Source organism: Xenorhabdus sp. PB61.4 (assembly GCF_963894935.1).
Taxonomy (GTDB): Bacteria; Pseudomonadota; Gammaproteobacteria; order Enterobacterales; family Enterobacteriaceae; genus Xenorhabdus; species Xenorhabdus stockiae.
The window spans coordinates 33,368-58,758 of sequence record NZ_CAWQJR010000112.1 but is presented as its reverse complement, the minus strand read 5'-3'; the positions used below and the strand labels follow the sequence as shown (position 1 = coordinate 58,758).

The following is a 25,391-nucleotide window of genomic DNA, read 5'->3' as shown; positions in this document are numbered from 1 at the left end:
AGAGAGCTCTATGAATCCTGAGCGTTCCGAACGCATAGAAATCCCTGTATTGCCTTTGCGCGATGTAGTGGTTTACCCACATATGGTGATCCCTCTGTTTGTTGGGCGAGAGAAGTCGATTCATTGTCTGGAAGCAGCAATGGATCATGACAAACAGGTCATGTTGGTAGCGCAGAAAGAAGCATCCACTGATGAACCGGGAGTCAATGATCTATTCTCGGTAGGCACAGTGGCTTCTGTTCTACAGATGCTGAAATTACCAGATGGCACAGTGAAGGTTCTGGTTGAAGGCTTGCAGCGTGCCCGCATTACAACACTGACAGATAACGGTGAATACTTTTATGCGCAGGTTGAATATCAGGACTCCCCGATCGTTGATGAGCGCGAGCAGGAAGTTCTGGTAAGAACCGCGATTAATCAGTTTGAAGGCTATATCAAACTGAATAAAAAAATCCCGCCGGAAGTGCTGACATCACTACACAGTATTGAAGATGCCGCAAAACTGGCTGATACCATTGCTGCTCACATGCCGTTAAAAATCAATGACAAACAGGCTGTTTTAGAAATGTCTGATGTTGTTGAGCGCATTGAATATCTGATTGCAATGATGGAATCAGAAATCGATCTGCTACAGGTAGAAAAACGAATTCGTAATCGCGTTAAAAAACAGATGGAAAAAAGCCAGCGCGAATACTACCTGAATGAGCAAATGAAGGCGATTCAGAAAGAATTAGGTGAGATGGATGATGCACCTGACGAATATGAGACGCTGAAACGTAAGATCGAAAATGCCAAGATGCCTAAAGAGGCGCGGGAAAAAGCAGAAGCTGAGCTGCAAAAATTAAAAATGATGTCCCCAATGTCAGCGGAAGCGACAGTTGTGCGTAGCTACATTGACTGGATAGTGCAGGTTCCGTGGAACGCACGCAGCAAAGTGAAAAAAGATTTGGTGAAAGCCCAGGAAATACTGGACACCGATCATTACGGCCTGGAACGAGTTAAAGAACGTATCCTTGAATATCTGGCGGTACAAAGTCGTGTCAGTAAAATCAAGGGGCCAATACTATGTCTGGTTGGGCCTCCGGGTGTGGGTAAAACCTCATTGGGGCGTTCTATTGCTCGTGCAACTGGCCGTAAATACGTCCGCATGGCACTGGGTGGAGTACGTGATGAAGCAGAAATACGTGGACATCGCCGTACTTACATCGGCTCAATGCCGGGTAAGTTAATCCAGAAAATGTCTAAAATCGGGGTTAAAAACCCACTGTTCCTGTTAGATGAAATTGACAAAATGTCGTCTGATATGCGCGGTGATCCAGCATCGGCTTTGCTGGAAGTCCTTGATCCTGAACAGAACGTGACATTTAACGATCATTATCTTGAAGTGGATTATGATCTGTCTGATGTGATGTTTGTGGCGACATCCAATTCCATGAATATTCCGGCACCTTTGCTGGATCGTATGGAAGTGATCCGCTTGTCAGGTTACACCGAAGACGAAAAACTGAATATTGCCAAGCGTCATTTGTTACCTAAACAGATTGAACGCAATGCATTGAAAAAAGGTGAACTGACCATCGATGATGGTGCGATTCTCGGCATTATCCGTTATTACACCCGTGAAGCTGGTGTGCGTAGTCTGGAGCGTGAAATTTCCAAACTGTGTCGTAAGGCGGTTAAAGCATTGTTGATGGATAAAGCGCTTAAGCATATCGAGATCAATGCTGAAAACCTGAAAAATTATCTGGGTGTTCAGAAAGTGGATTATGGTCGTGCTGACACTGAAAACCGTGTTGGTCAGGTAACCGGGCTTGCATGGACTGAAGTTGGTGGTGATCTACTGACCGTGGAAACAGCCAGTGTTCCGGGTAAAGGTAAATTGACTTACACCGGTTCGTTGGGTGAAGTTATGCAGGAATCCATTCAGGCTGCATTGACAGTAGTCCGGGCTCGCGCGGATAAGCTGGGCATCAGTTCTGATTTCCACGAAAAGCGCGATATTCACGTTCATGTCCCTGAGGGCGCAACACCTAAAGATGGCCCGAGTGCAGGTATCGCAATGTGTACAGCGTTGGTTTCCTGCCTGACTGGTAATCCGGTTAATGCCAATGTGGCGATGACTGGTGAAATTACTCTGCGTGGGCTCGTTCTGCCTATTGGTGGTTTGAAAGAAAAATTGCTGGCTGCTCATCGTGGCGGAATTAAAACGGTCATCATCCCTGATGAGAATAAACGCGATTTGGAAGAAATTCCTCAGAACGTAATTCAGGATTTGGAAATCCACCCTGTTAAGCGTATAGAAGATGTTTTGACTATTGCTTTGCAGGAGCCTGCATTTGGTGCAGAGGTGATATCATTAAAGTAGTACAAAAATAGTGAGCTGAATCAAGACACTGTATGAAAATAAGGTTGGTAAGCTAATTCAGGCTTGCCAGCCTTTTTTTGTCTCATTAAGTTATCTTAATCTAAAGATCTGATTAAATATTTTGCTGTTCTATGATTTCTTGCTAATACTGGAATTGATTGATATAACGGCAAGACTGTCGTGTTAGCCGTTATAAATAGGCGTTTGTTACGATAGCAAAACTAAATGGGGATGATAAGCGTGAATAAGTCACAACTGATCGACAAAATTGCTGCTGATGTGAATATCTCTAAAGCAGCAGCCGGGCGTGTAGTAGATGCATTCATTTCTTCAGTTTCTGGAGCATTGAAAGGCGGTGATGATGTCGTTTTGGTAGGGTTTGGGACATTTACTGTACGTGAGCGGGCCGCTCGCATAGGACGTAACCCTCAGACAGGCAAAGAAATCAAAATCGCAGCAGCAAATGTACCTGCTTTCCGTGCCGGAAAAGGCTTAAAAGATGCTGTTAACGGGTAATTGTTAAATAGCCACCTTATTTACCATTACAGTTATACCCTATGGGTTCAAGATGTTGTCAAACAAAGCTGTCGTTTGTAAGTACCGTACAGATTGAACTGACTGGCTGGATCTGTAGGTTAAAAATATAAGCGCGTCACTTGATTGATGCGCTTTTTTTCTCTTAGCGTTCGAATTAGCGTAATATGGCAGTTTCTTTTTCACTAAAGCGGAGTTTTACGTCTTTATGATGGACAACCTACGCACAGCGGCAAATGGCCCAGTGCTTAAAATCGTGTTGGCTCTAATTATCCTGACCTTTTTGGTGACGGGTTTAACAGGCTACCTGTCAAGTGAAGGCGGTAATTATGCTGCCAAAGTGAATGGTCAAACCATTAGTCGTGCTCAGTTAGAGCAGGTATTTCAACAAGATAAAATGTCACTACAAGAAAGGCTGGGGGATCAATTCTCTGCCCTGTTAAGTAATGAGCAGGAAGTGAGAGCTTTGAAGCGCCAGTCATTGGACAGTATTATCAATACCGTTTTGCTTGAACAATATGCAAATAAGCTGGGACTATCAGCTAGCGACGAACAGGTAAAGGAAGAAATCCGTAAGCAGCGTTATTTCCAGACTGACGGTAAATTTGATAACGAAAAATATTTACAGGTGCTCACAAACGCTGGCCTGAATCCGGATAATTATGCGGAGCAGATTCGGCAGGATCTGATTTCCCGCCAGTTGCGTACAATATTAATGAGTACCGAAATTGCTTTACCAGCAGAAATTAAACAGCTTGCGCAGTTATCGCTACAGGAAAGAACGGCTCGTCTGGCAACTCTTGAACTGAAATCAATCGAAGCACAGCAGTCTGTGACAGATCAAGAGCTGAAAAATTACTACAATATGAACAGTAAGCATTTCACTGTTCCTGAGAAAGTCAAAATCAGCTACATCAAGATGGATGCTGCGGATGAACTGAAAAATGTTACCGTGACTGATGCTGATATTGAAAAGTACTATAAAAACAACCTGTCAAAATATACGCAGCCAGAAAGAAAGAAATACAGTCTTATCCAGCTGGCATCTGAAACTGATGCAAAATCGGTTCTGGATGAATTGAAAAAAGGGGCTGATTTCAGCAAATTAGCAGAAGAAAAATCAACAGATAAATATTCTGCTAAACAAGGAGGGGATCTTGGTTGGATGGAAGAGAGCTCCTCACCTGACGAAATCAAATCAGCTCATTTAACAGAAAAAGGGCAACTTTCTGCTGTTATAAAATTGTCTAATGGTTATGCAGTTTTCCGTCTGGATGATATTAAGCCTCAGGTAGTGAAGCCACTTGCTGATGAGCGCTCAGCCATAGAGAAAACGGTTAAGCAGGAAAAAGCGATTGATGCATTTTATGCATTACAGAGAAAAGTGAGTGAAGCTGCAGCCAATGATAATGAGTCTTTAGCAGCGGCAGAGCAGGCGGCAGGTTATAAAGCAGTCACTACAGACTGGTTTGATAGAGACCACGTTCCGGCAGATATCAATTTCAGTCAGGTCGTTCAGGCTATTTTCTTTGGTAATTTGGTTGATGATAAAAGCCCTTCAGGAACCAATTCTGACGTGATATCTGTTGATGGTGACAGGGCCTTTATCATTCGCGTTGATGAGGTTAAACCTGAATCTATTTTGCCATTTGAAGAAGCCAAAACTGAGGTGACTGAGTTAGTTAAACGTCAGAAAGCTGAAAAACAGTTACAGGTTGATAGTGAAAACCTGCTTACAGCATTAAAAGCAGGCAAGGGCGATCAAGCACTGAAAACGGCAGGAATTCAGTTTGGTGAACCAACGGTAATGGCACGCAAAACCAGTCCGGTTACTGATGTATTATTTACGCTGCCTCACCCTAAAGACGGTAAGCCTGTATATGGGTTAGCGTATGATGGAGTTGGTAATGCTGTTCTGATTCAATTAGATAAAGTCATTCCGGGCTCTATTTCGGAAGAGCAGATTAAACAGGCAATGATGATGGAGCAGTATCAGATTAGCAATACTATGTTTGAATCCCTGATCAATAATTTGCGTGATAACGCTGAGATTAAATTAGGGCAAATTGATTAAATTGCGATGCTATTCGCAATTTCTCTTGCAAAATAGTAATTGAAAAAGGCCACTTTCGTGGCCTTTCGCATATCTGGATCTTCCCTGTTGTGTTGAAATTTTGTTATGGCACTCTTTTATCCGTCAACAAAACATGGAGGAATTTTTATGAAGTATCTAAAGGGACTATTTAATTCATTTGTTCTTATTCTGGGTATTAGTATGCCATTGTCTTATGCTGTTGCAGCAGAAGAGCTTGTTAATAAAACGGCACAGCTTCAACCAACTGATCCTCATAAGATAACGGCTGAAAAAAGTGAATTAAATAACAAGGAAGAAAAAACGCTTTCAGGCAAAGTCAATATCAATACAGCGAGTGCTGAACAATTAGCCAAAGAACTTAATGGTGTTGGTGCCAAAAAAGCACAGGCAATTATTGAGTATCGTGAAAAATATGGCTCATTTACAGCCATTGAGCAGCTACAGGAAGTGCAAGGTATTGGTCCAGCATTTATAGAAAAAAATCGAGATAAATTAATCCACTGATTAAAAGCCTTCTTGGTAAATACACAAATGATTTTATCAAGGGGGCTGTGATACTGATCAAGAATCATTGATTAAACAATATTGTAATTAAAATGTTCTGCTATTGTTAATCACTTTCTGGTCAGATGAGTTTGAGGAAAAGAGTAATGAGTACAATTATCAAAGTCAGAGGTTATCATATTGATGTTTTCCAACATGTAAATAATGGGCGTTACTTAGAGTTTATGGAGGCTGCTCGTTGGGATTTGCTTTCCGACAGTGACACGTTACAGTGGTTAAATAATAATAAAATTGCTTTTATTATAGCCAATATTAATATTAACTATCGTCATCCAGCCGTGTTAGGAGATGAATTGGAAGTACATTCATCCATGCAGGAATTACGTAACAAAAGTGGTACTTTTTTTCAGAAAATTATACGTAAAGGTGATAACAGGATTATCGCTGATGCTTTGAGTACATTTGTTTGCGTTGATTTAAAGACACAACAAACGTTAGTGCTTGAAGGTGAATTACGCGAAAGATTAAATGAGTTTAAAAATGAAACAGTAAAGTGAGAGATATTTGGTATCTCCCACTGATAGACTGAATTATTTGTATTAGTTCAGTTGTGTTTTGGATTTCATTTCTGCCATTGTCGACTCGGCATTATTTAAATAAACATTTAATCCGTTAGCACGAAGATGGCAGGCTGCGCACTCACTACAGCCATCACCCTGGATACCGTTATAGCAAGTGAGAGTCTGAGAACGAACAAAGTCCAGTTTTTGGTAATAATCCGCTAACGCCCAGGTTTCCGCTTTGTTGAGCCACATTAAGGGAGTTTCAAAGCGTATATTGCGAGCGATGCCAAGACAGACTGCATTGTTCAGGGATTTGACAAACTCATCACGGCAGTCAGGGTAACCGGAAAAATCAGTTTCACAAACGCCAGTAATAACGGCTTCAGCTTCAACCTGATATGCATAAATTGCAGCCAGAGTTAAGAACAGTATATTGCGGCCAGGAACAAACGTATTTGGTAGGCCATTTTTTTCGCTTTCACTAAAATCGGGTACAGGAATGTTATCTCTTGTCAGGCTGCTGACTGCAAGCTCATTCAATAAAGTAACATCAAGTACCTTATGGGCGGCTGCACCAAGCTCTTTACTGATGCGGCTGGCAACATCAATCTCAGCACGGTGGCGTTGACCATAGTCAAAAGTGACACAATGGACTTCATCATATTGGCGGAGTGCCTGAATTAAGCAAGTGGTGGAATCTTGCCCACCACTGAATACAACAACGGCTCGTTTCATGATACCTACCTTTTTAAATTGAAGGAGGTATGTTACTCATAACTATTTAATTTGGGTAGTTGTGTGAGATATTGCGTGAGGTCACCGATATTATTTTTTACCCAGTCGGGATTGTAATAGGTATCAAGGTAGCGTTCGCCGCTATCACATAACAAAGTTACGATTGAACCTTGCTGGTTGTTATCATGCATTTGCTTGGCTAACTGTAAAGCTCCCCAGACATTAGTTCCTGTTGAGGCACCTGTTTTTCTGCCAATGAGTTTTTCCAGCCAGTGGATAGTAGCGATAGACGCACAATCAGGAACTTGCATCATGTCATTGATTACATCGGGTATAAAAGAAGGTTCAGCGCGAGGGCGTCCAATACCTTCGATTCTACTGCTGGTACTGCTACGGATTTGTCGGCAATTCTGTTGGTAGCAATCATAGAAAACGGAGTTTTCAGGATCAACAACAATAAGCTTGGTAGAGTGTCCCTGATAGCGCATATAACGGCCCAGTGTTGCGGAGGTTCCGCCAGTTCCTGCTCCCATCACAATATAAGTTGGTTCAGGAAAGGGCTCTAATTTCATCTGGCGGAAAATGCTTTCGGCAATGTTATTGTTACCTCGCCAGTCAGTTGCGCGTTCAGCATAAGTGAATTGATCCATATAATGGCCATTCAATTCTTTTGCCAGACGTTCTGACTCTTCATAAATCAGGGCTGAATGTTCTACAAAGTGACATTTTCCACCGTAAAATTCTATTTCCTGAATTTTGCGTTTAGCGGTGCAGGTAGGCATTACTGCAATAAAAGGCAGTCCAAGTAAACGGGCAAAGTAAGCTTCAGAAACAGCGGTGCTGCCGGATGAAGCTTCAATAATGGGGGTTCCTTCATCTATCCAGCCATTACTGAGTGCATAAAGGAAAAGTGAGCGAGCCAGTCGGTGTTTAAGGCTACCGGTAGGATGAGTACTTTCATCTTTAAGATACAGATCAATCCCAGGAAACATGGGTAGATTGAGTTTAATTAGATGGGTATCAGCACTACGTTGATAATCAGCTTGAATAGATTTTATGGCATTAGCAGCCCATAAAGATGACATAAATTGACCCTGGGTAAAATATATTTTCAATGTATAGAATACTCTTACATTTGGAGAAATAGGTTGTTATCTTTTTGAAGCTGTACTTTATTTTTAGGAAAATTTTCTACAGGATATAGGTATGTTAGATAAAACAGACCGCAAGCTATTAAAGCTGCTCCAACAGGACTGTAGTCTGTCCTTGAATACGCTGGCAGAAGCCGTTAATTTGACTTCTACACCTTGCTGGAAACGTCTTAAAAGGCTTGAAGATGAAGGATATATCGTTGGAAAAGTTGCGTTGCTTAATGGAGAGAAGCTTGGATTAGGCCTGACAGTTATTGTCATGATAAAAACTCAGCAACACAGTAGTGAGTGGTACGAGCAGTTTGTTACTTTTGTTAAAGAGATGCCGGAGGTTTTAACGTTCTATCGTATGGCTGGAGAATATGATTATTTAATGCATGTAGAAGTTGTTGATATGAAAAGTTATGATCGATTCTACAAACGCATGGTTAATGGGATACCTGGCTTGATAGATGTAACCTCAAACTTTGCAATGGAAAAAATAAAATATACAACGGCGTTACCTATACCAGATTAGACAATGACTAAAATCTCTTTGGTGAAGTGGGCGCTGATCCTTTCATTTTTTACCTCGGGAATAGTTTTGTGAGATTATTTTCTCAATTACGTTGGTATTTTCTTAGTGAATGGCGCCGCTATTTAGGAGCCATTATTTTTCTTGTGATGGTTGCGATATTGCAATTAATTCCTCCACGTCTGGTTGGAATTATTGTTGATGGAGTCAGTACCAAAACAATGTCATCCAATCAGTTATTGATGTGGATAGGCATTATGCTCGTTATAGCGATAACTATATATGGTCTGCGATACGTTTGGCGGGTATGGTTATTTGGAGCCTCCTATCGTTTGGCTGTTAAGCTGCGTAGTGATTTTTACCAGAGATTGAGCCGTCAGGATCCGGAATTTTATTTACGTCACAGAACGGGGGATTTAATTGCCCGATCAACAAATGACGTGGATAGAGTTGTTTTTGCAGCAGGTGAGGGAGTACTTACTTTCGTTGATGCCTTAGTCATGGGATGCGCTGTACTTATTGTGATGAGCGTAGAGATAAGCTGGCAATTGACTCTATTATCATTGTTACCTATGCCTATTATGGCATTAGTAATTAAACGGTACGGTCAACAGCTTCACCATCGTTTTAAATTAGCCCAAGGTGCTTTTTCTGCACTGAATAACCATGCTCAGGAAAGTTTAACCAGTATTCGCATGATCAAAGCTTTTGGATTGGAAGATCTACAATCCAGTCAGTTTGAAGAAGTCGCCACCGAAGCTGGCCGCAAAAATATGCGTGTTGCACGGGTGGATGCTCGTTTTGATCCCACTATCTTTATTGCCATCGGTTTTTCTAACTTACTGGCAGTCGGTGGAGGAAGCTGGATGGTAGTAAATGGTTCTCTGACACTGGGGGAGCTGACAAGCTTTGTCATGTACTTAGGGTTGATGATTTGGCCTATGTTGGCGCTGGCATGGATGTTCAACATTGTTGAGCGTGGTAGTGCGGCATATACGCGTATTCTCAGTCTGTTACAGGAGCCTTTGGTGATTGAAGACGGTTCACACTCCTTATCTGCGGTGCGTGGTACATTAACTGCGGATATCAACACCTTTATTTATCCCGGTTATAGTGAACCTGTTTTGCAGAATATCTATTTTCAGTTATTGCCGGGGCAATTATTAGGCATTTGTGGGCCCACTGGGTCAGGAAAAAGTACATTACTCGCTGTATTGCAACGTCAGTTTGATATTACTGATGGTGAAATTCTATTCCAGTCCCAAAATGTTTCTACATTGAGGATGGATGAATGGCGCTCACGACTGGCTGTTGTGAACCAGACACCTTTTTTGTTTTCAGATACGGTTGCAGGGAATATTGCTTTAGGGCGTCCAGATGCTACTCAAGAACAAATTGAGGAAGTTGCCCGTTTAGCAAATGTTCATGATGATATTCTGCGGTTACCACAAGGTTATCAAACAGAAGTCGGAGAACGGGGTGTGATGCTTTCTGGTGGTCAAAAGCAACGTATTTCTATCGCAAGAGCACTTCTATTAGATGCAGAAATTTTGATTCTGGATGATGCCCTTTCTGCTGTAGATGGTCAGACTGAGCATCAGATCATGAAAAACCTCAGTCAATGGCGGCAGCAGCGAACTGTTATTATCAGTGCGCATCGATTATCTGCTTTAGTAGAAGCTGATAATGTTCTGGTTATGCAAAATGGTATGATTTCTCAACAGGGGCAACATAAACAGCTCATTGCACAATCTGGTTGGTATTCAGAAATGTACCAATACCAACAACTTGAAGCTGCATTGGATGGTGAATATGAGTAACACTGGTATGGAAAAGCCTAATACACGCAAACTCTGGCCATCTTTAAAGCGCCTGTTGTCTTACAGTAAAAATCATCGTAAGCCCATTGTTCTGGCTGTAATTATGTTATGGGTAGCTGCTCTGGCAGAAGTCAGTGGTCCAATGCTCATCAGTTATTTTATCGATAATATGGTTTCAACTGGCCATATCCCGCTTGGTATTGCCAGTGGCCTTGCGGTTGTATTTTTGATATTACAGGTGGTGGCTGCTGCGTTACATTATTTCCAATCTCTACTGTTTAATCAGGCATCAGTAGGAGTCGTGCAGCAAATTCGAACAGATGTTATGGATTCAGCTCTGCGTCAGCCGCTAAGTACTTTTGATAACCAACCTGTCGGGCAGTTAATTTCCCGTGTGACGAATGATACGGAAGTTATCAAAGATCTGTTTGTGAATGTCATTCCTACGGTTTTTCGCAGCGTTGCACTGATTGGTGCAATGCTAATGGCAATGTTCTTTTTAGACTGGCGTATGGCGAGTGTTGCGCTGACTATTTTCCCTGCTGTTTTTCTTGTCATGATACTTTATCAGCGTTTCAGTACGCCTATTATTCGTCGGGTAAGAGGGTACCTTGCTGACATCAATAATGTTTTTAATGAAGCCATTAATGGTATGACTGTCATCCAGCAGTTTCGTCAGCAGGCGCGCTTTGGTGAGAAATTGTTTGCTACTAACCGGGCTCACTATCAGGCGCGAATGCAAGCATTGCGCTTGGATGGCGTTCTGTTAAGGCCTTTGTTGAGCCTGTTTTCTGCTGCAGTATTGTGTGGTTTATTACTGTTGTTTGGTTTTCAGGGAACAGAGTTTATTGGGGTAGGGGTATTGTATGCATTTATCAGTTACCTTGGACGCTTGAATGAGCCACTGATTGAACTGACAGCGCAGCAGTCGTTATTACAGCAGGCGGTGGTTTCAGGTGAACGCGTTTTTGAATTAATGGATAGCCCTCAGCAGCAGTATGGTGTTGATAAACAGATTCTAGAGAGTGGCAGAATTGATGTTGAAAATTTAAGCTTTGCTTATCGTAATGACAAAGTTGTGTTAGGTAATATCAATCTGCATGTACCATCACGGGGTTTTATTGCTTTAGTTGGGCATACTGGCAGTGGTAAAAGTACACTGGCTAATTTGTTGATGGGGTATTACCCATGGCAAAGTGGTGAAATTTATCTTGATGGGCGGTCGGTATCTTCTCTTTCCCATACCACCTTGCGCAATGGTGTGGCAATGGTTCAGCAGGATCCTGTTATTCTGGCTACCTCATTTTTCGATAATATCACGTTAGGACGAGATATTTGTGAGGAAAAAGTTTGGCAGGTACTGGAAGTGGTGCAACTGGCGGAGTTTGTACGTAAATTACCGGAAGGTATTTATTCAAGACTGGGAGAGCAGGGAAATACGCTTTCTGCCGGGCAAAAGCAACTTTTAGCAATGGCCCGGGTCTTGGTGCAAACACCACAAATTCTGATTCTGGATGAAGCGACAGCAAATATTGATTCAGGAACAGAACAATCCGTTCAACAGGCATTACGGATGATCCGCAAACAGACAACCTTGGTAGTTATAGCGCATCGTCTTTCAACGATTGTTGAGGCTGATTCCATATTTGTGCTGCATCGTGGTGCAATTGTAGAGCAGGGGCAGCATCAACAGCTACTGGAAAGGCGTGGCCGTTATTACCAGATGTATCAGCTGCAACAAGTAGGCGAAACATTAAACGAACCTCTGCACATTTAGTGTGCATATCGGGAGTGGCTGAACAGGTTGCTCCCGTTCTTACATCTTCTTTTAACACAATTCATTTATAACCCAATGACTAAAAAAGATTTTTAATTTTTGGCATTCCCTTTGCAACTATCTCCTGTAATTCATTTTTGTAAATACTATTTGATAAGTACAGATAAAAAGCGGGGGAGATATGAAGTTGATCACTACCATCATTAAGCCCTTTAAATTAGAAGAGGTAAGGGAAGCTCTTTCAGATATAGGCATACAGGGCATGACAATTACTGAAGTAAAGGGCTTTGGTCGTCAAAAAGGTCATTCAGAGCTTTATCGGGGAGCTGAGTACAGTGTCAACTTCCTACCAAAAGTAAAACTTGATATTGCCACTCATGATGAACGAGTAGAAGAAATTATTCATGTGATAAAGCAGGCTGCTTTCACGGGAAAAATGGGTGATGGCAAGATCTTTGTTTTTGAATTACAGCATGCCGTCAGGATTAGGACAGGTGAAGTTAATGACGCGGCATTGTGAATGGGGGAAGAGAAATGAGAAAACAGCAATTAATTATGGCCAGCCTTGTGGCTGGAGTTCCTTCCTATGCTTTTGCGGCGGGAAATTCGGTAGATAAAGCTGATACTGTATTTATGCTGATAAATACAATCCTTGTGATTTTTATGACTATACCCGGTATTGCTTTATTTTATGGTGGATTGTTGCGCCGTAAGAATGTTTTGTCATTGATGTCACAAGTGATTGTCAGTTTTTCACTCGTTTGGGTTCTTTGGATTATTTATGGTTATAGTCTTTCTTTTGAAGCTGGAAACCCTTTTTTCGGTGGGTTTAAGCAAATTATGCTGAAAGATATATCTATTACTGATTTAAGTGGTAGTTTCTATCAATTAATTTATGTCGTTTTTCAGGGGGCATTTGGCTGTATAACTGTGGCTTTAATTGTTGGAGCCTTGTGTGAAAGAGTCCGTTTTTCTGCGTTACTGATTTTCATAGTATTGTGGTTTACTGCTTCTTATATTCCTATGGTTCATATGGTGTGGGGTGGTGGCTGGCTGGCTCAGGATGGAGCTCTGGATTTTGCTGGTGGAACAGTTGTGCATATTAACGCCGCTGTTGCGGGTTTAGTTGGTGCTTACTTACTAGGGAAACGCTCAGGGTTTGGCAAGGAATCCTTTAAACCGCATAACCTGCCTATGACTTTTATTGGCACGGCGATCCTTTATATTGGTTGGTTTGGATTTAATGTTGGCTCGGCTGGAGCGGTAAATGCTATTGCAGCATTGGCACTTGTGAATACAATGGCAGCAACGGCAGGAGCCGTGTTGTCATGGGTTTTTTCAGAATGGGTATTCCGCAATAAACCCTCTCTTTTAGGTGCATGCTCTGGCTGTATTGCCGGGCTTGTTGCCATAACCCCCGCAGCTGCGACTGTTGGCATTGGGGGAGCTCTGGTGATTGGTGTAATCGCTGGTATCACTGGTTTATGGGGTGTTGTTGTATTAAAACGCTGGTTGCGTGTCGATGATGTCTGTGATGTCTTTGGTGTTCATGGCGTATGTGGCATTATTGGTTGTTTATTAACGAGTATTTTTACTGCGTCTACTTTGGGTGGGACCGGGTTTTCGGAAGGTATGACGATGCTGAAGCAGGTTGGTGTACAGTCGGTTAGTATCTTGGTGTGTGTTGTCTGGTCAGCTGTAGCCGCTTATCTCTCATTCAAGATTGCTGATAAGGTAATCGGGTTACGCATCAGTATTGAATCAGAAAGAGAAGGGTTAGATATTACTGCACATGGAGAAAGTGCCTACAATTGATGTGTTGCTTTCCCACTACCGTTTTTTAAACATACAGCTGTCTACGACGTTTCCAGAGACTAATTAGAGGATTAAGCCTCTCACCGGAGGCCAGCCTCTGGTTGGTTCCGGTTAGCTCTTCTTTCCCTTGCTACCGAAACACTGATGAAATCCATTGATATACATAATTTTAAATTGATATTTTATGTTACCGAATTTATTTATTTATTGATTGTTACACTTATAGTCGTATTAGTCATTTTTATTGGTTGGTTATTTAGTTTAATGATTGTTTTACTGTGCCTGAGCAATAATTTTTTAAGTGTAATTCTTTAAATATCATTTTTTTAATATGGTGTTGATTAAATCTATTTAAATAGAAAGCCGCTAGTGAGTAATCTTATTAAACTATTTTATTTGTTATTTTAATTAAGAGCATGATTATAATTTTCATGAATTATACTCTCCACCTTTCCTGGTTGCCTCTTTTGTTGGTGGCATTTACTCTGGTATCAACATACAGTTCGGTTATTTATGTTGTAGGGGGGCTCTTTGGTCACCATTGATGAACTTCAAAATTCATTGGGTATAGAAAAGGTACATAACCGCTCTGGCTCTTGTGTAGAGTCTGCAATTAACATCATGGTAATGCGGCTCAGTCAAATAAATGAATTGTCTCTGGGCCTGTGTTATGTCTAATAAATAGACATTTAGACTAGAGTGGCTTGCTATTTTTAATAGTATGCAAGATAATGAGCGCCGCTTTGAAGTTGAAAGCAAACGTCAATGAGGGCTCTATTGGTTCTCCCGCAATGCTAACTTGTTAACTTGGTCAGATCTGGAAAGAAGCAGCCATAGCAGGGGATGTGTGTGCTGGGATGTCGCTGATAGAGCCCTCACCCATTTTTTCGGTCCGCTATTCTCATCCCATATTCAGTTTAATCAAGAAATAACCAATATATGGGGAGCCGATAATAGTTACCGGCCTTCACTACTTCCTATCTGATCACGACAACGTATTATCGAACAAATTTCCAGACAGACGATGGGATTTTGTCATAGAGTTTATTCATGGTCAGTTCAGCCAGGCGGTGGTCAGCTGCGGAATAGAACAATTCCAGCTCATCGTCCGAAAGCTCATATTTGTTTTTTTCAATTACACGTTCCAGCGTTTCAATAGAGGTGCATTTTCTCAAACGCATCAGATAGTCAGTTTTAGTCATGGTCGCCTTATCTTATTTGGTATAAAAATGGTTAAGAATATATTTATCAGATTTTGCTTAAAGAAGCGTTCAAATCATGTAGTAGAATACTCGTTAAGTGTTCGTTTGTTCTTTGCCAGTTTGTTAGTTCAACAAAGCTTATCTTATCACTACCAAACAAATTATATGTTTCATCCAGATATTTATCAATTAAGGTACTGAGGTTGTAGTTATCAGTATATTTAATTTTAAAACTCCAGACAAACGCCGTAATGTGCTCAATCAATTCGTTTAGTCTTAAGTTTTTTTCGGAAGTCAGATCATTGATCCAATGATTATCAGTGCGATTCAACACTGAAAATGCTTCGTGAATTAAATTTTCACATAAGTACTTTAATTCAGCAATATCATGTCTTCTTGGTGAATATTCATCCATAAACACCCTCCCGTAAACAACGCACGGCTTATTTGATCTAAGGCTTATACATATCAATTATTATAGTCGTTCTTTTAAAATTAAGCCTATCAAAACATGATTATTATTTATTAATAATAAAACTCTGTTTTTCTGTTCACCACCAGTTCATTTAAATGATTGCCAATTTACCTCTGGCTTCAGCCAAAGGCTAGCTATCAGCTAAAAAGGTGGGTATAAGCCATGTATCATTGAATATATTGAATTATACTAATATAGTGGATGTTATAGCAATAGGTACGCAAATCATTATATACCTACCTTCTTTCAAATTGCTACTTTTTTGCTGGCTGCGCTGTTAGCTGTACTTACTTACATCGCGTTTTACACATAGTTATCTACCATAGTGTTTATAAGCCGGCTTTATGCTTGCAACTTGGGTTTGGCCTATATATGAATTGTATTGCAGCGTTAAAAATGAATATGATGCCATTATTGCATATGTCATCAGCGTGGGGGAACATTTTTTATCATTAAATGGCTAATCAGAAGAAAAAGATGCTAAGTTCCCGACTTATCTTCCCTTTATTATAAAAAACGTAAAGGTATCACTTTTAAATGTAAGGTATTTTTTATAAATATTTATTTTGCTTACTGTAAGAGTGTTTGTCTTTTGTTGAAATATCAGTAAAAAAATTTTTCATCTAATGCCATTTTTCCAATATTAAAGGCCACCGGAGTGGCCTTTAAAGTTATTTATTGAATTTAATGAGAAGATGAAATGTGTTCAGTATCCTCATTTTTCTTGTTAAAACGGCGTTTAATCACAACGAAGAATACAGGAACGAAGTAAATTGCCAGAGATGTCGCTGCAATCATTCCTCCCAGTACGCCAGTTCCTACGGCATTCTGAGCACCGGAGCCTGCACCGTTGCTCAGTACCAGAGGCATGACACCTAACATGAAAGCCAGAGATGTCATCAGAATAGGGCGTAAGCGCATTCTGACTGCTTCCATCGTTGATTCAATGAGCCCCTTGCCGTCTTTTTCCATCAAGTCCTTGGCGAATTCAACGATAAGGATGGCATTTTTTGCAGACAGGCCGATCGTTGTCAGCAAACCAACTTTAAAGTAGACGTCATTATCCATGCCACGCATAAAGGTTGCTAGTAATGCACCAATAACACCTAATGGAACAACCAACATTACAGAGAATGGTATGGACCAGCTTTCATACAGGGCTGCCAGACAGAGGAATACCACAAGCAGAGACAGGGCATATAAAGCCGGAGCCTGATTACCTGAAAGTCGTTCCTGATAGGACATTCCAGTCCAGTCATAGCCAATACCTGCCGGCAATTGTGACGCGAGTTTTTCCATCAGAGCCATTGCCTCACCAGTACTTTTTCCAAGTACAGCTTCACCAACAATTTCCATGGATGGTAATCCGTTATAGCGTTCAAGGCGCGGAGGACCGTAGATCCACGGTTCTTTGGTAGTATCCATGAATGTAGAAAATGGCACCATTTCACCGTAGAGGTTACGGACATATAATTTGGCAATATCTTTTGGCAGCATACGGAAACGGGCATCAGCCTGAACGTAGACCTGCTTAATACGACCCCGATCAATAAAGTCATTCACATAAGTACCGCCAAACATTGTACTGAGCGTGATATTAATGTCATTGATGGAGACACCCTGTGCTTCTGCTTTTTCCTGATCAATGTAGAAGCGGTATTGAGGCGTATCATTCTGACCATTAGGACGCACACCGGTCAGTACATCTGAATTTTGAGCTGCCATGCCCAGTAATTGATTACGAGCATTTGTCAGTGCTTCATGCCCAAGATTTCCTTTATCAATTAACTGGAAGTCAAAACCACTGGCAGAGCCTAATTCCACGATAGATGGAATGTTAAATGCGAATACCATCCCTTCTTTAATTTGTGAAAAACGAATATTAGCTCGGTTTACAATTGCCGGGACCTTATCTTTGTCTTTCTTACGTTCATCCCAGTCTTTTAAGCTGACAAACGCCAGCCCCATATTTTGCCCCTGACCGGCAAACCCAAAGCCGTTTAAGGTAAATACAGACTGAACAACGTCTTTTTCATTGGTATGGAAGTAATCATTAATTTCATTCAGTACCTTCTGTGTTTGCTCCTGAGTCGAGCCGGGAGGTAACTGAACCATTGCCAGCAATACACCCTGATCTTCTTCTGGCAGGAAAGATGCCGGGATACGAATGAATAACAAAGCCGTTCCTGCGATGAGCATGACATAAATCAGCAGATAACGCCTTGTACCGCGCAGCATACGCCCGACACTGTCAGTATAATGATGAGTGCTTTTTTCGAATAAACGGTTAAACCAGCCAAAGAAACCTGTCTGAATACCGTGGCTGCCTTTGGCAATCGGCTTAAGCATTGTTGCACAAAGTGCTGGTGTCAGGATCAGGGCAACAAATACAGACAAGATCATTGCCGAAACGATGGTGATGGAGAACTGGCGATAGATTGCCCCTGTTGCGCCACCAAAGAAGGCCATCGGAACAAATACTGCGGAAAGAACCAGCGCGATACCGACCAAAGCACTCTGGATCTGTCCCATTGATCTTTTTGTTGCTTCTTTTGGTGAAAGCCCTTCTTCCTGCATGACGCGTTCGACGTTTTCTACTACGACGATTGCGTCATCAACGAGCAGACCGATGGCTAATACCATAGCGAACATGGTTAATGTATTGATGGAATAACCAAATGCAGCCAGAACAGCAAATGTACCCAGCAATACGACCGGAACAGCAATGGTTGGGATCAGTGTAGCCCGGAAGTTTTGCAGGAACAGGTACATGACAACAAATACCAACAGGATAGCTTCTATCAGTGTTTTCACCACTTCGAAAATAGAAATCTTAACGAAAGGGGTGGTGTCATATGGGTACACAACATTTAAGCCATGCGGAAAGTAAGGCTGCATCTCTGACAGTGCTTTCTTGACGGCTTTAGAAGTATCCAGCGCGTTGGCACCTGTTGCTAATTTGATACCTATACCTGATGCCGGTTTACCATTAAATCGGGCAAGAAAACTATAGTGCTGGGCACCGAGTTCAACAGTGGCAACATCAGCCAGAGTGATTTTGGAACCATCAGGAGTAACACGCAGCAGGATCCGACTAAACTGCTCAGGAGAGCTCAGGCGAGTCTGGGCAATAATAGAAACATTCAGACGCTGACCGGGAACAGAAGGCGTTGCCCCTAATTGTCCGGCAGCAACCTGATTATTCTGCTCCTTGATGCTCTTCATGACATCCAGCGCAGTCATTTTATAGTTGACCAGTTTATCGGGATCGAGCCAGATACGCATGGCATACTGCGTACCAAGAAGCATGGCTTCACCCACTCCAGCCACGCGGCTCAGGGAATCTTTGACATTGGCTCCAACGTAATCGGAAATGTCCTCCTGAGACATGGTATTATTCTCAGAAATGAAACCCGCAACCATTAAAAATGAGCTGGTTGTCTTCTCAACGCTAACACCTTGCTGTTGAACTTCCTGAGGTAACAGAGGGAGCGCCTGCTGTAGTTTATTTTGTACCTGAACCTGAGCTGTATCAGCATTGGTTTCTGCTTCAAAAGTAAGAGTGATACTAGTACGGCCTGCTGAGTCGCTGTTGGAAGACATATACACCAGGTTATCGATACCATTCATATTTTGCTCGATAACCTGAGTGACTGTATTCTGTAACGTTATTGCGTCAGCACCCGGATAAGTAGCCGAAATAACAATCGATGGAGGAGCAATGGCAGGATATTGCTCCACAGGTAATTTCATTATCGCCAACAGACCAGCAAGCATGGTGATAATCGCAATTACCCATGCAAAGATTGGTCGTTCTATAAAAAACTTAGGCATGAATCCCCAACTCCTTTATTGAGATTTTTTGGCTGATTCAGTTTTATTTGTTTCAGGTTTGGCATCCAGATCCACTTCTGTTGGCTGAACAGTAGCTCCCGGCGCAGCTTTAAACAGACCTGTGACAATCACTTTATCCCCGGCCTTCAACCCTTCAGTGACGAGCCATTTATTACCAATTGCCTGAGGGGCTTTGAGATAACGCAATTCAACCTTGTTATCTTTATCAACAATCAGTGCTGTTGCCTGCCCACGAGGCGTTCTGGAAATGGCTTGTTGTGGTACCAGAATCGCATTATGGCGAACGCCTTCCTCCAGCTTGGTACGGACAAACATACCCGGAAGGAGTTCTTCATTCGGATTTGGGAAAACTGCGCGCATTGTGATGGTGCCTGTCGTTTCCTCAACGGTAATATCAGAAAACTCAAGGTGGCCCGTCCGGCTGTATTCCATTCCTGTATCTGTGACTAAATGAATTTTGGGCTTGCCGTTTTCTCGCTGAATCGTACCTTTTGCGATTTCATTTTTAAGCCGCAGATAATCATCACTAGATTGGGTGATATCAACATAAATCGGATCCAATTGCTGAACACTCGTCAGTGCCGTTGTCTGACCGGCAGAAACCAAAGCACCTTCAGACACAGCCGATTTACCTATACGTCCGGAGATAGGCGCAGTGACTTTGGTATAGGCTAAATTGATACGGGCACTTTCCAGCGCGGCTTTAGCAGACTGAACATCTGCGACAGCCTGAGCGTAATCAGAGTTAGCTTTATCAAATTCCTGCTTACTGACATATTGTGTTCCCAGCAGTGGCTTATAGCGTTCAACAGTTAAATGGCCGACGTTTTCATTTGCTGTCGCTCTGGCTAAGTTTGCTTTGGCTTTATTGTAATCAGCCTGATAGCTTGCTGGATCAATTTGGTAGAGTGATTCTCCGGCGGTGATATCACTGCCTTCTTTGTAGTTACGTTTCAGGATGATGCCACTGACTTGAGGACGGACCTCGGCAACTCGGAAAGCTGAAGTTCTGCCCGGCAATTCAGTGATGACTGTCAGAGGTTCAGCTTTGAGCGTCACGATACCGACTTCAGGAGCCTGCTCGCCAGCAGCCCTTTGCTGAGTATTTTGATTATCGTTACATCCTGAGAGAATGAAGCTGCCTGAAAGTACCAGTAATGTGGCCAGAGGCAAAACCCCTCTGTTTTTTAGCATAAGTAAACCTCAATTTTTCAATGTAAACTCTCGAGCTTTATGAGCGTTAACGAGTGAAATTATTACTTCATTAATGAGCGGTGCTATAGTACAAACATACATGAATGTATGTAAATCAGCCTTGAGTCAAAAACAAAGTTTATGGCATGAAAATGGCACGAAAAACTAAACAGCAAGCTAACGAAACCCGCCAACACATTATCGAAGCCGCGATAAAGGTTTTTTCTGAGCGTGGTGTGTCTGCAACATCATTGTCTGAAATCGCGGTTGCAGCGGGTGTAACGCGAGGTGCAATTTACTGGCACTTTAAAAATAAAACTGATTTGCTTTTTGCTGTGTGCAAAATGCCAGCAAACAAAATAGACGCGTTAGAGAAAGAGTATCAGGCAAAATATCCTAATAATCCACTCCTCGTACTGAGATATATATTAATTTTTCTACTAAAAGTTATGACGACTGATTCTCAAAATCGTTTATTAATGGAAATATTTTTCCATAAATGTGAGTTTGTTGGAGAAATGTCTTCATTAGCTGAACAGATTAGAGAAGTCTGTATTTCTGATTATCAAAAAATAGAAGACATGTTGGTTATGTGTATTCAGTCAGGAGAATTACCTTATGATCTTGATATAAAGCGTTCAGCTATCATGTTAAGGGCATTAATGACCGGGTTGCTTGAAAACTGGTTATTTGCACCAGAGAGTTTTAATATTCAGGCACAATCTGAGTCTTTGGTGGATGGCTTTATTGACACCCTAAAATATAGTCGTCACTTGCGTCGCATTGAAGAGCATCGTACTGAGTAAGTGAAACTAATAAAAAGACAATTAAGCGGTAAAGGTTATGCATCTATACATTATGGTGATGGCTCTTTCTTAACGAGCAGAATTGCCTGTACTTCAGTGCTATCATTCCATTATCTGTAAACGATGAGTAGATTAATTCATGGTTCTATTTAACCGCGGTTTGAGTGTCTTACTCAACAAAACGGGCCTGTCATGCAATAAAAGGCCCGATATATTATATTTTCGCCAGCTGGGCTTAATCAGCCTGCTTTTTTTTCTGTTGTTTTTTCTTCACCCGGCCTCGGCGGCGTTCAGCAATGATGTACCAACACGTGATGATATTCAGAACCAGCTTAAGGTGTTAACGGACCGTAATGAGCATACTCTTGAAGAGAGAGCCTCTATTGCCGATTTGGAAAAAGCACTTTCTTTCTTTGATAAGATCGAGAGGATTCAACAGGATTCTGAGCAGCTGGAAAAAAATTTACAACAATTACCTCAGAAGTCACAACAACTCACCGCTGAATTAGCGAGCCTGAAAAATAATTCTCAACAAAATGAGGATGAATATAAGCACAATCTGGCGACTTTATCGCTGAAACAACTTGAGTCTAAACAAAGTGTTACACTTAACAGTTTACAAAAAGCGCAGGACAATCTTGCTAACTACAATAGCCAACTGATTGGGTTGCAAACACAGCCTGAACGGACACAAAATCTGCTGTTTAATAATGTCCAAAGATTACAGCAACTCCGTAATTTGCTTAATAATGCTGTTACGGAGCAATCGGACGTTCGCCATACTGAGATTGAATTATTACAGGTAGAGCAAGCTTTCCTGACGCAGCAAAAGGAATATCAAAAATCAGCTTTGCGCGCAAATACACAGCTGCAAACCCTTCTGCAGCTACAGCGCGATTATACCTCCTTTCAGATTGAACAATTAGAGCGGCATGTCCAGTTTATTCAGGATATGGTCAATGGAAAGCATCTAATTGATTCGGAGGAAACCGCTAAAGAAGCCCAGAATTCAGACGATACCAGTCCCCATATTCAGTCTAATCCGCTGGTCAGAGAAGAAATTATGGTGAATCGTGAATTCAGTGAGCGTCTGGTAGCGGCAACACGGGATAATAATCAGCTGGTGAAGAAAAAAATTCAGGTGAAGAATTTTTTAGACAGAGCTATCCAGTCTGAACGTGATTTAAAAGAACAGGTTAAGGTGTTACGCGGTAGTTTATTGTTATCGCGCATTTTGTTTCAGGAACAGCTAAAGGTTCCCCAAACTGTCCTGACAAAGGATTTACCCACGAAAATTGCTGATTTACGGTTGGAGCAGTTTGAAATCGCACAACAGCGTGATCAACTTTATTTAGTGGACGATTATATTAATCAGCTGCTGAATCAGCATGCCAATGATATAAAAAATGAATCTCAGGAAGCTGTTGGCGAAATTCGTAATGCGATAGGGCAATTGCTGGAAATTCGTCGAGAGTTGCTGAATCAATTGAATAACCAGTTGGGGCAGCAGATCACACAAGCAATTAATTTACAGATGGATCAACAGGAATTGTTGAATGTGACACAATCGCTGGAACAGACGCTCGCCCAACAGATTTTCTGGGTTAACAGTAATAAGCCGATGAACTGGGTCTGGCTGAAATCATTGCCTATTTTAGCTCATGAAGAGCTGACTCACTTTAGTGTGCACTTTACTATCAGAGGGATTATTTCCGGGTTGCAGAACTCTGTCCACTTTGTCATTCCTCTATTACTGGTAGGTCTGTTTCTGCGTTGGCAGACAAAAAGTATTAACGCACACTTGAAGAAAATTTCAGCTGAAATAGGGCAGCTACGCAGGGATAGTCAGCTACATACTCCACTGGCTTTGGTTCTGACGCTGATAAAAACGCTGCCACTGGCGTTTATTATTCTGGCTATAGGTTATTGGTATTCGAAGTCAGAGGATGAACTGGGAGGAATGATATGGGATTTCTCCAGTCATTTGGCTTTATTCTGGGTTGTCTATGGCTCCAGTTACCAAATTCTGGAAAGAGGCGGGATTGGAGAGCAGCATTTTTCACTCGATAGAGAAGTCTGTTCCTTGTTCCGCAAAAATTTGGTCAGATTATCAGTCGCTTTGCTGCCGATTTTGTTTTGGGTAACTCTGGGAGTTAAGCATCCGCTTCGCTTGGCTGATGATGTTATCGGTCAATGTACAGTGTTGATTTGCCTGCTCTTCGTTTTTATCTTTGTTTTTCCGTTCTGTCGTCAGGTATGGCGTGAAAAAAGTTCGCATATGATCCGCACGATCGTGGTGACAATGTTGACTTTTTCACCACTGATTCTGATAGTGCTGATGGTGTCAGGTTATTTTTACACTACGTTACGTTTGTCTGAACGCTGGCTTTACAGCGCTTATTTGCTGCTTCTCTGGCATATTTGCTATCAATCCTGTCTACGTGGATTAAGCCTTGCTGCGCGCCGTATCGCATATCGCCGGGCCATGTCTCGCCGTCAGGCACAGGCAAAAGAAGGTGCGGAAGGTGAAGTCATCGAAGAACCGCCAATGGCCTTGGAGCTGATTAATCAGCAATCATTACGTCTAACGACCATGGTGCTGTTTTTGATCTTCTTTATGGCGTTTTACTGGATTTGGTCTGATCTGGTAACGGTCTTCTCTTACCTTGATGGAATAAACCTGTGGCAATACAGCACGACAACCGATCAGGGAAATATTCTGCAACACGTTACCCTGAAAGATTTGGCACTCTCAGTCGCAATGCTGGTTATTTCATGGGTGATGATGCGAAATTTGCCGGGGTTACTGGAAGTATTAGTGTTGTCCCGCTTACAGCTACAACAGGGTTCTTCTTATGCCATTAAGACAACGCTGACTTATTTAATTATCGGTGTCGGCGGAATTAGTGCATTGGGCACATTGGGAGTTTCGTGGAATAAATTACAATGGCTGGCAGCGGCACTTTCGGTTGGTTTGGGATTTGGGTTACAAGAAATATTTGCCAACTTTGTTTCGGGCTTAATTATTTTATTTGAGCGTCCTGTCCGTATCGGGGATACCGTAACAATAGGGACTTATTCCGGTTCAGTCAGTAAAATCCGTATTCGGGCTACAACAATCACTGACTTTGACCGCAAAGAGGTCATTATTCCTAACAGGGCTTTTGTGACAGAACGCCTGATCAACTGGACCCTTTCTGACACTATCACGCGCATTATCATTAAAGTTGGTGTCGCCTATGGTTCCGATCTCGATAAGGTGAAAGAAGTCATGCTACAGGCGGCGAAAAGTAATCATCGTGTAATGAATGAACCGGAACCACAGGTTTATTTTATGAGTTTCGGTGCCAGCACGCTGGATCATGAACTGAGGCTTTATGTAAGGGAACTGGGAGATCGCAGCCGTACAGTCGATGAGGTAAACCGTAGTATAGATAAATTATGCCGGGAAAATGATATCAATATTGCCTTCAATCAACTGGAAGTCTATTTGCATAACGGTCAGGGCAATAGCCTGCAAGAGGTTAAAAGGTCGATAAGTGGTGCTCAGCGCCAGACTGGTGAGCCTCCGACGCCTGATGATAAGCCGTTCTTACCTTAAATAATCATAATATACCCAATGGATTTCAAATTGCATCGCGGCGGCTGGCCTCCGGAGAGAGGCAGGAGCCTCTCAGTAATCCCCGGGAGCACAGGTAACCGTATGTTTATAAAAACGGTGACTGGGGTGAGCGAGTACAGCCAACAAAGAGGCAGTTTGAAAGACGACGGGTATAAAAGGGGAACATTCCGGGCTGTATAATCAGGAATGTTCCTCAGATTGTTGAGGTAATTGTTTTAATTTGCCCTGTAGATCCTGTCTGACGATATCTAATGCTGCTAAAGCCGTTTCAGGGGAAATATCATTACATTCGAGCAGGTAAATGAGATCAACCGCAAGCTTGACCTCTGGTGGCGCATTTTCGAGTGACATAATGGGGTATTCC

The 25,391-nt window shown here is 42.0% G+C and carries 19 protein-coding genes and 1 other RNA gene; 13 read left to right on the top strand and 7 right to left on the bottom strand.

All coding sequences use genetic code 11. The features are described 5' to 3' along the window. Positions 1-10 precede the first annotated feature (10 nt). From lon to AACX68_RS06575, 5 genes are all read left to right on the top strand, one after another. Positions 11-2,365: an endopeptidase La gene (gene lon / locus AACX68_RS06595; RefSeq protein ID WP_228857822.1), complete on the top strand. Its 2,355-nt coding sequence runs from the start codon at positions 11-13 to the stop codon at positions 2,363-2,365. 240 nt (positions 2,366-2,605) lie between these two features. Further along, complete coding sequence (gene hupB / locus AACX68_RS06590; RefSeq protein WP_153043670.1) at positions 2,606-2,881, top strand: nucleoid-associated protein HU-beta; 276 nt, start codon at positions 2,606-2,608, stop codon at positions 2,879-2,881. Between the two features lie 226 nt (positions 2,882-3,107). Continuing rightward, positions 3,108-4,973 carry a peptidylprolyl isomerase gene (gene ppiD / locus AACX68_RS06585; RefSeq protein ID WP_228857821.1) on the top strand — a complete coding sequence of 622 codons (1,866 nt, stop codon included), beginning with the start codon at positions 3,108-3,110 and terminating at the stop codon, positions 4,971-4,973. A gap of 147 nt (positions 4,974-5,120) precedes the next feature. After that, entirely contained in the window at positions 5,121-5,498 is a 378-nt protein-coding gene (locus AACX68_RS06580) for a ComEA family DNA-binding protein (RefSeq protein WP_339389299.1), read from the top strand. Between the two features lie 146 nt (positions 5,499-5,644). Then, a complete protein-coding gene (locus AACX68_RS06575; RefSeq protein WP_228857819.1) occupies positions 5,645-6,055 on the top strand; it encodes an acyl-CoA thioesterase in 411 nt (136 codons plus the stop codon). Between the two features lie 42 nt (positions 6,056-6,097). On the opposite strand, the gene queC is transcribed toward AACX68_RS06575, so the two are convergent. Both queC and AACX68_RS06565 read right to left on the bottom strand, forming a co-directional pair. Next, on the bottom strand, positions 6,098-6,796 hold the full coding sequence (gene queC, locus AACX68_RS06570; protein WP_228857818.1) for a 7-cyano-7-deazaguanine synthase QueC: 699 nt from the start codon (positions 6,794-6,796) through the stop codon (positions 6,098-6,100). Positions 6,797-6,828: 32 nt separating this feature from the next. After that, positions 6,829-7,881, bottom strand: coding sequence for a PLP-dependent cysteine synthase family protein (locus AACX68_RS06565; protein WP_228857817.1), 1,053 nt, complete (start codon positions 7,879-7,881; stop codon positions 6,829-6,831). Positions 7,882-8,002: 121 nt separating this feature from the next. Between AACX68_RS06565 and AACX68_RS06560 the strand changes: the two genes are divergently transcribed. The 6 genes from AACX68_RS06560 to ffs all read left to right on the top strand — a co-directional run bounded on the left by AACX68_RS06560 (position 8,003) and on the right by ffs (position 14,745). Next, positions 8,003-8,464 (top strand): Lrp/AsnC family transcriptional regulator, encoded by a 462-nt coding sequence (locus AACX68_RS06560; RefSeq protein ID WP_099122221.1) that lies wholly within the window; start codon positions 8,003-8,005, stop codon positions 8,462-8,464. A gap of 68 nt (positions 8,465-8,532) precedes the next feature. Further along, a complete protein-coding gene (locus tag AACX68_RS06555) occupies positions 8,533-10,281 on the top strand; it encodes a SmdA family multidrug ABC transporter permease/ATP-binding protein (RefSeq protein WP_228857816.1) in 1,749 nt (582 codons plus the stop codon). Further along, positions 10,265-12,058: a SmdB family multidrug efflux ABC transporter permease/ATP-binding protein gene (locus AACX68_RS06550; RefSeq protein WP_304957233.1), complete on the top strand. Its 1,794-nt coding sequence runs from the start codon at positions 10,265-10,267 to the stop codon at positions 12,056-12,058. The genes AACX68_RS06555 and AACX68_RS06550 overlap by 17 nt, the downstream gene beginning before the upstream one ends. A 181-nt stretch (positions 12,059-12,239) precedes the next feature. Then, positions 12,240-12,578, top strand: a complete 339-nt coding sequence (gene glnK, locus AACX68_RS06545) for a P-II family nitrogen regulator (protein WP_099123909.1) — start codon at positions 12,240-12,242, stop codon at positions 12,576-12,578. 14 nt (positions 12,579-12,592) lie between these two features. Continuing rightward, positions 12,593-13,873 carry an ammonium transporter AmtB gene (gene amtB / locus AACX68_RS06540; RefSeq protein WP_228857815.1) on the top strand — a complete coding sequence of 427 codons (1,281 nt, stop codon included), beginning with the start codon at positions 12,593-12,595 and terminating at the stop codon, positions 13,871-13,873. 775 nt (positions 13,874-14,648) lie between these two features. Further along, an RNA gene (gene ffs, locus AACX68_RS06535) (signal recognition particle sRNA small type) lies at positions 14,649-14,745 on the top strand. A gap of 126 nt (positions 14,746-14,871) precedes the next feature. Here ffs and AACX68_RS06530 read toward each other — a convergent pair. From AACX68_RS06530 to AACX68_RS06515, 4 genes are all read right to left on the bottom strand, one after another. Further along, positions 14,872-15,075 (bottom strand): HHA domain-containing protein, encoded by a 204-nt coding sequence (locus tag AACX68_RS06530; RefSeq protein WP_010845060.1) that lies wholly within the window; start codon positions 15,073-15,075, stop codon positions 14,872-14,874. Between the two features lie 46 nt (positions 15,076-15,121). Beyond that, complete coding sequence (gene tomB, locus AACX68_RS06525) at positions 15,122-15,490, bottom strand: Hha toxicity modulator TomB (RefSeq protein ID WP_099111573.1); 369 nt, start codon at positions 15,488-15,490, stop codon at positions 15,122-15,124. Positions 15,491-16,234: 744 nt separating this feature from the next. Continuing rightward, positions 16,235-19,384: an efflux RND transporter permease subunit gene (locus tag AACX68_RS06520; protein WP_228857814.1), complete on the bottom strand. Its 3,150-nt coding sequence runs from the start codon at positions 19,382-19,384 to the stop codon at positions 16,235-16,237. A gap of 15 nt (positions 19,385-19,399) precedes the next feature. Then, positions 19,400-20,599, bottom strand: coding sequence for an efflux RND transporter periplasmic adaptor subunit (locus AACX68_RS06515; protein WP_228857813.1), 1,200 nt, complete (start codon positions 20,597-20,599; stop codon positions 19,400-19,402). Positions 20,600-20,751: 152 nt separating this feature from the next. On the opposite strand from AACX68_RS06515, the gene acrR reads away from it, so the two are divergent. Both acrR and mscK read left to right on the top strand, forming a co-directional pair. Further along, a complete protein-coding gene (gene acrR / locus AACX68_RS06510) occupies positions 20,752-21,405 on the top strand; it encodes a multidrug efflux transporter transcriptional repressor AcrR (RefSeq protein WP_228857812.1) in 654 nt (217 codons plus the stop codon). A 139-nt stretch (positions 21,406-21,544) separates the two neighbouring features. Then, on the top strand, positions 21,545-25,006 hold the full coding sequence (gene mscK / locus AACX68_RS06505; protein WP_228857811.1) for a mechanosensitive channel MscK: 3,462 nt from the start codon (positions 21,545-21,547) through the stop codon (positions 25,004-25,006). 201 nt (positions 25,007-25,207) lie between these two features. Here the strand turns inward: mscK and rsmS are convergent, their stop codons facing one another. Then, entirely contained in the window at positions 25,208-25,378 is a 171-nt protein-coding gene (rsmS, locus tag AACX68_RS06500) for a pleiotropic regulatory protein RsmS (protein WP_099111367.1), read from the bottom strand. Positions 25,379-25,391 lie beyond the last annotated feature (13 nt).

Coding starts and splice junctions, on each gene's coding strand:
- AACX68_RS06565 (WP_228857817.1), bottom strand. CDS start 7,881: ATGTCATCTTTATGGGCTGCTAATGCCATAAAATCTATTCAAGCTGAT.
- lon (WP_228857822.1), top strand. CDS start 11: ATGAATCCTGAGCGTTCCGAACGCATAGAAATCCCTGTATTGCCTTTG.
- AACX68_RS06580 (WP_339389299.1), top strand. CDS start 5,121: ATGAAGTATCTAAAGGGACTATTTAATTCATTTGTTCTTATTCTGGGT.
- AACX68_RS06575 (WP_228857819.1), top strand. CDS start 5,645: ATGAGTACAATTATCAAAGTCAGAGGTTATCATATTGATGTTTTCCAA.
- AACX68_RS06560 (WP_099122221.1), top strand. CDS start 8,003: ATGTTAGATAAAACAGACCGCAAGCTATTAAAGCTGCTCCAACAGGAC.
- queC (WP_228857818.1), bottom strand. CDS start 6,796: ATGAAACGAGCCGTTGTTGTATTCAGTGGTGGGCAAGATTCCACCACT.
- AACX68_RS06520 (WP_228857814.1), bottom strand. CDS start 19,384: ATGCCTAAGTTTTTTATAGAACGACCAATCTTTGCATGGGTAATTGCG.
- AACX68_RS06550 (WP_304957233.1), top strand. CDS start 10,265: ATGGTGAATATGAGTAACACTGGTATGGAAAAGCCTAATACACGCAAA.
- ppiD (WP_228857821.1), top strand. CDS start 3,108: ATGATGGACAACCTACGCACAGCGGCAAATGGCCCAGTGCTTAAAATC.
- tomB (WP_099111573.1), bottom strand. CDS start 15,490: ATGGATGAATATTCACCAAGAAGACATGATATTGCTGAATTAAAGTAC.
- rsmS (WP_099111367.1), bottom strand. CDS start 25,378: ATGTCACTCGAAAATGCGCCACCAGAGGTCAAGCTTGCGGTTGATCTC.
- mscK (WP_228857811.1), top strand. CDS start 21,545: ATGGTTCTATTTAACCGCGGTTTGAGTGTCTTACTCAACAAAACGGGC.
- acrR (WP_228857812.1), top strand. CDS start 20,752: ATGGCACGAAAAACTAAACAGCAAGCTAACGAAACCCGCCAACACATT.
- AACX68_RS06530 (WP_010845060.1), bottom strand. CDS start 15,075: ATGACTAAAACTGACTATCTGATGCGTTTGAGAAAATGCACCTCTATT.
- glnK (WP_099123909.1), top strand. CDS start 12,240: ATGAAGTTGATCACTACCATCATTAAGCCCTTTAAATTAGAAGAGGTA.
- amtB (WP_228857815.1), top strand. CDS start 12,593: ATGAGAAAACAGCAATTAATTATGGCCAGCCTTGTGGCTGGAGTTCCT.
- AACX68_RS06515 (WP_228857813.1), bottom strand. CDS start 20,599: ATGCTAAAAAACAGAGGGGTTTTGCCTCTGGCCACATTACTGGTACTT.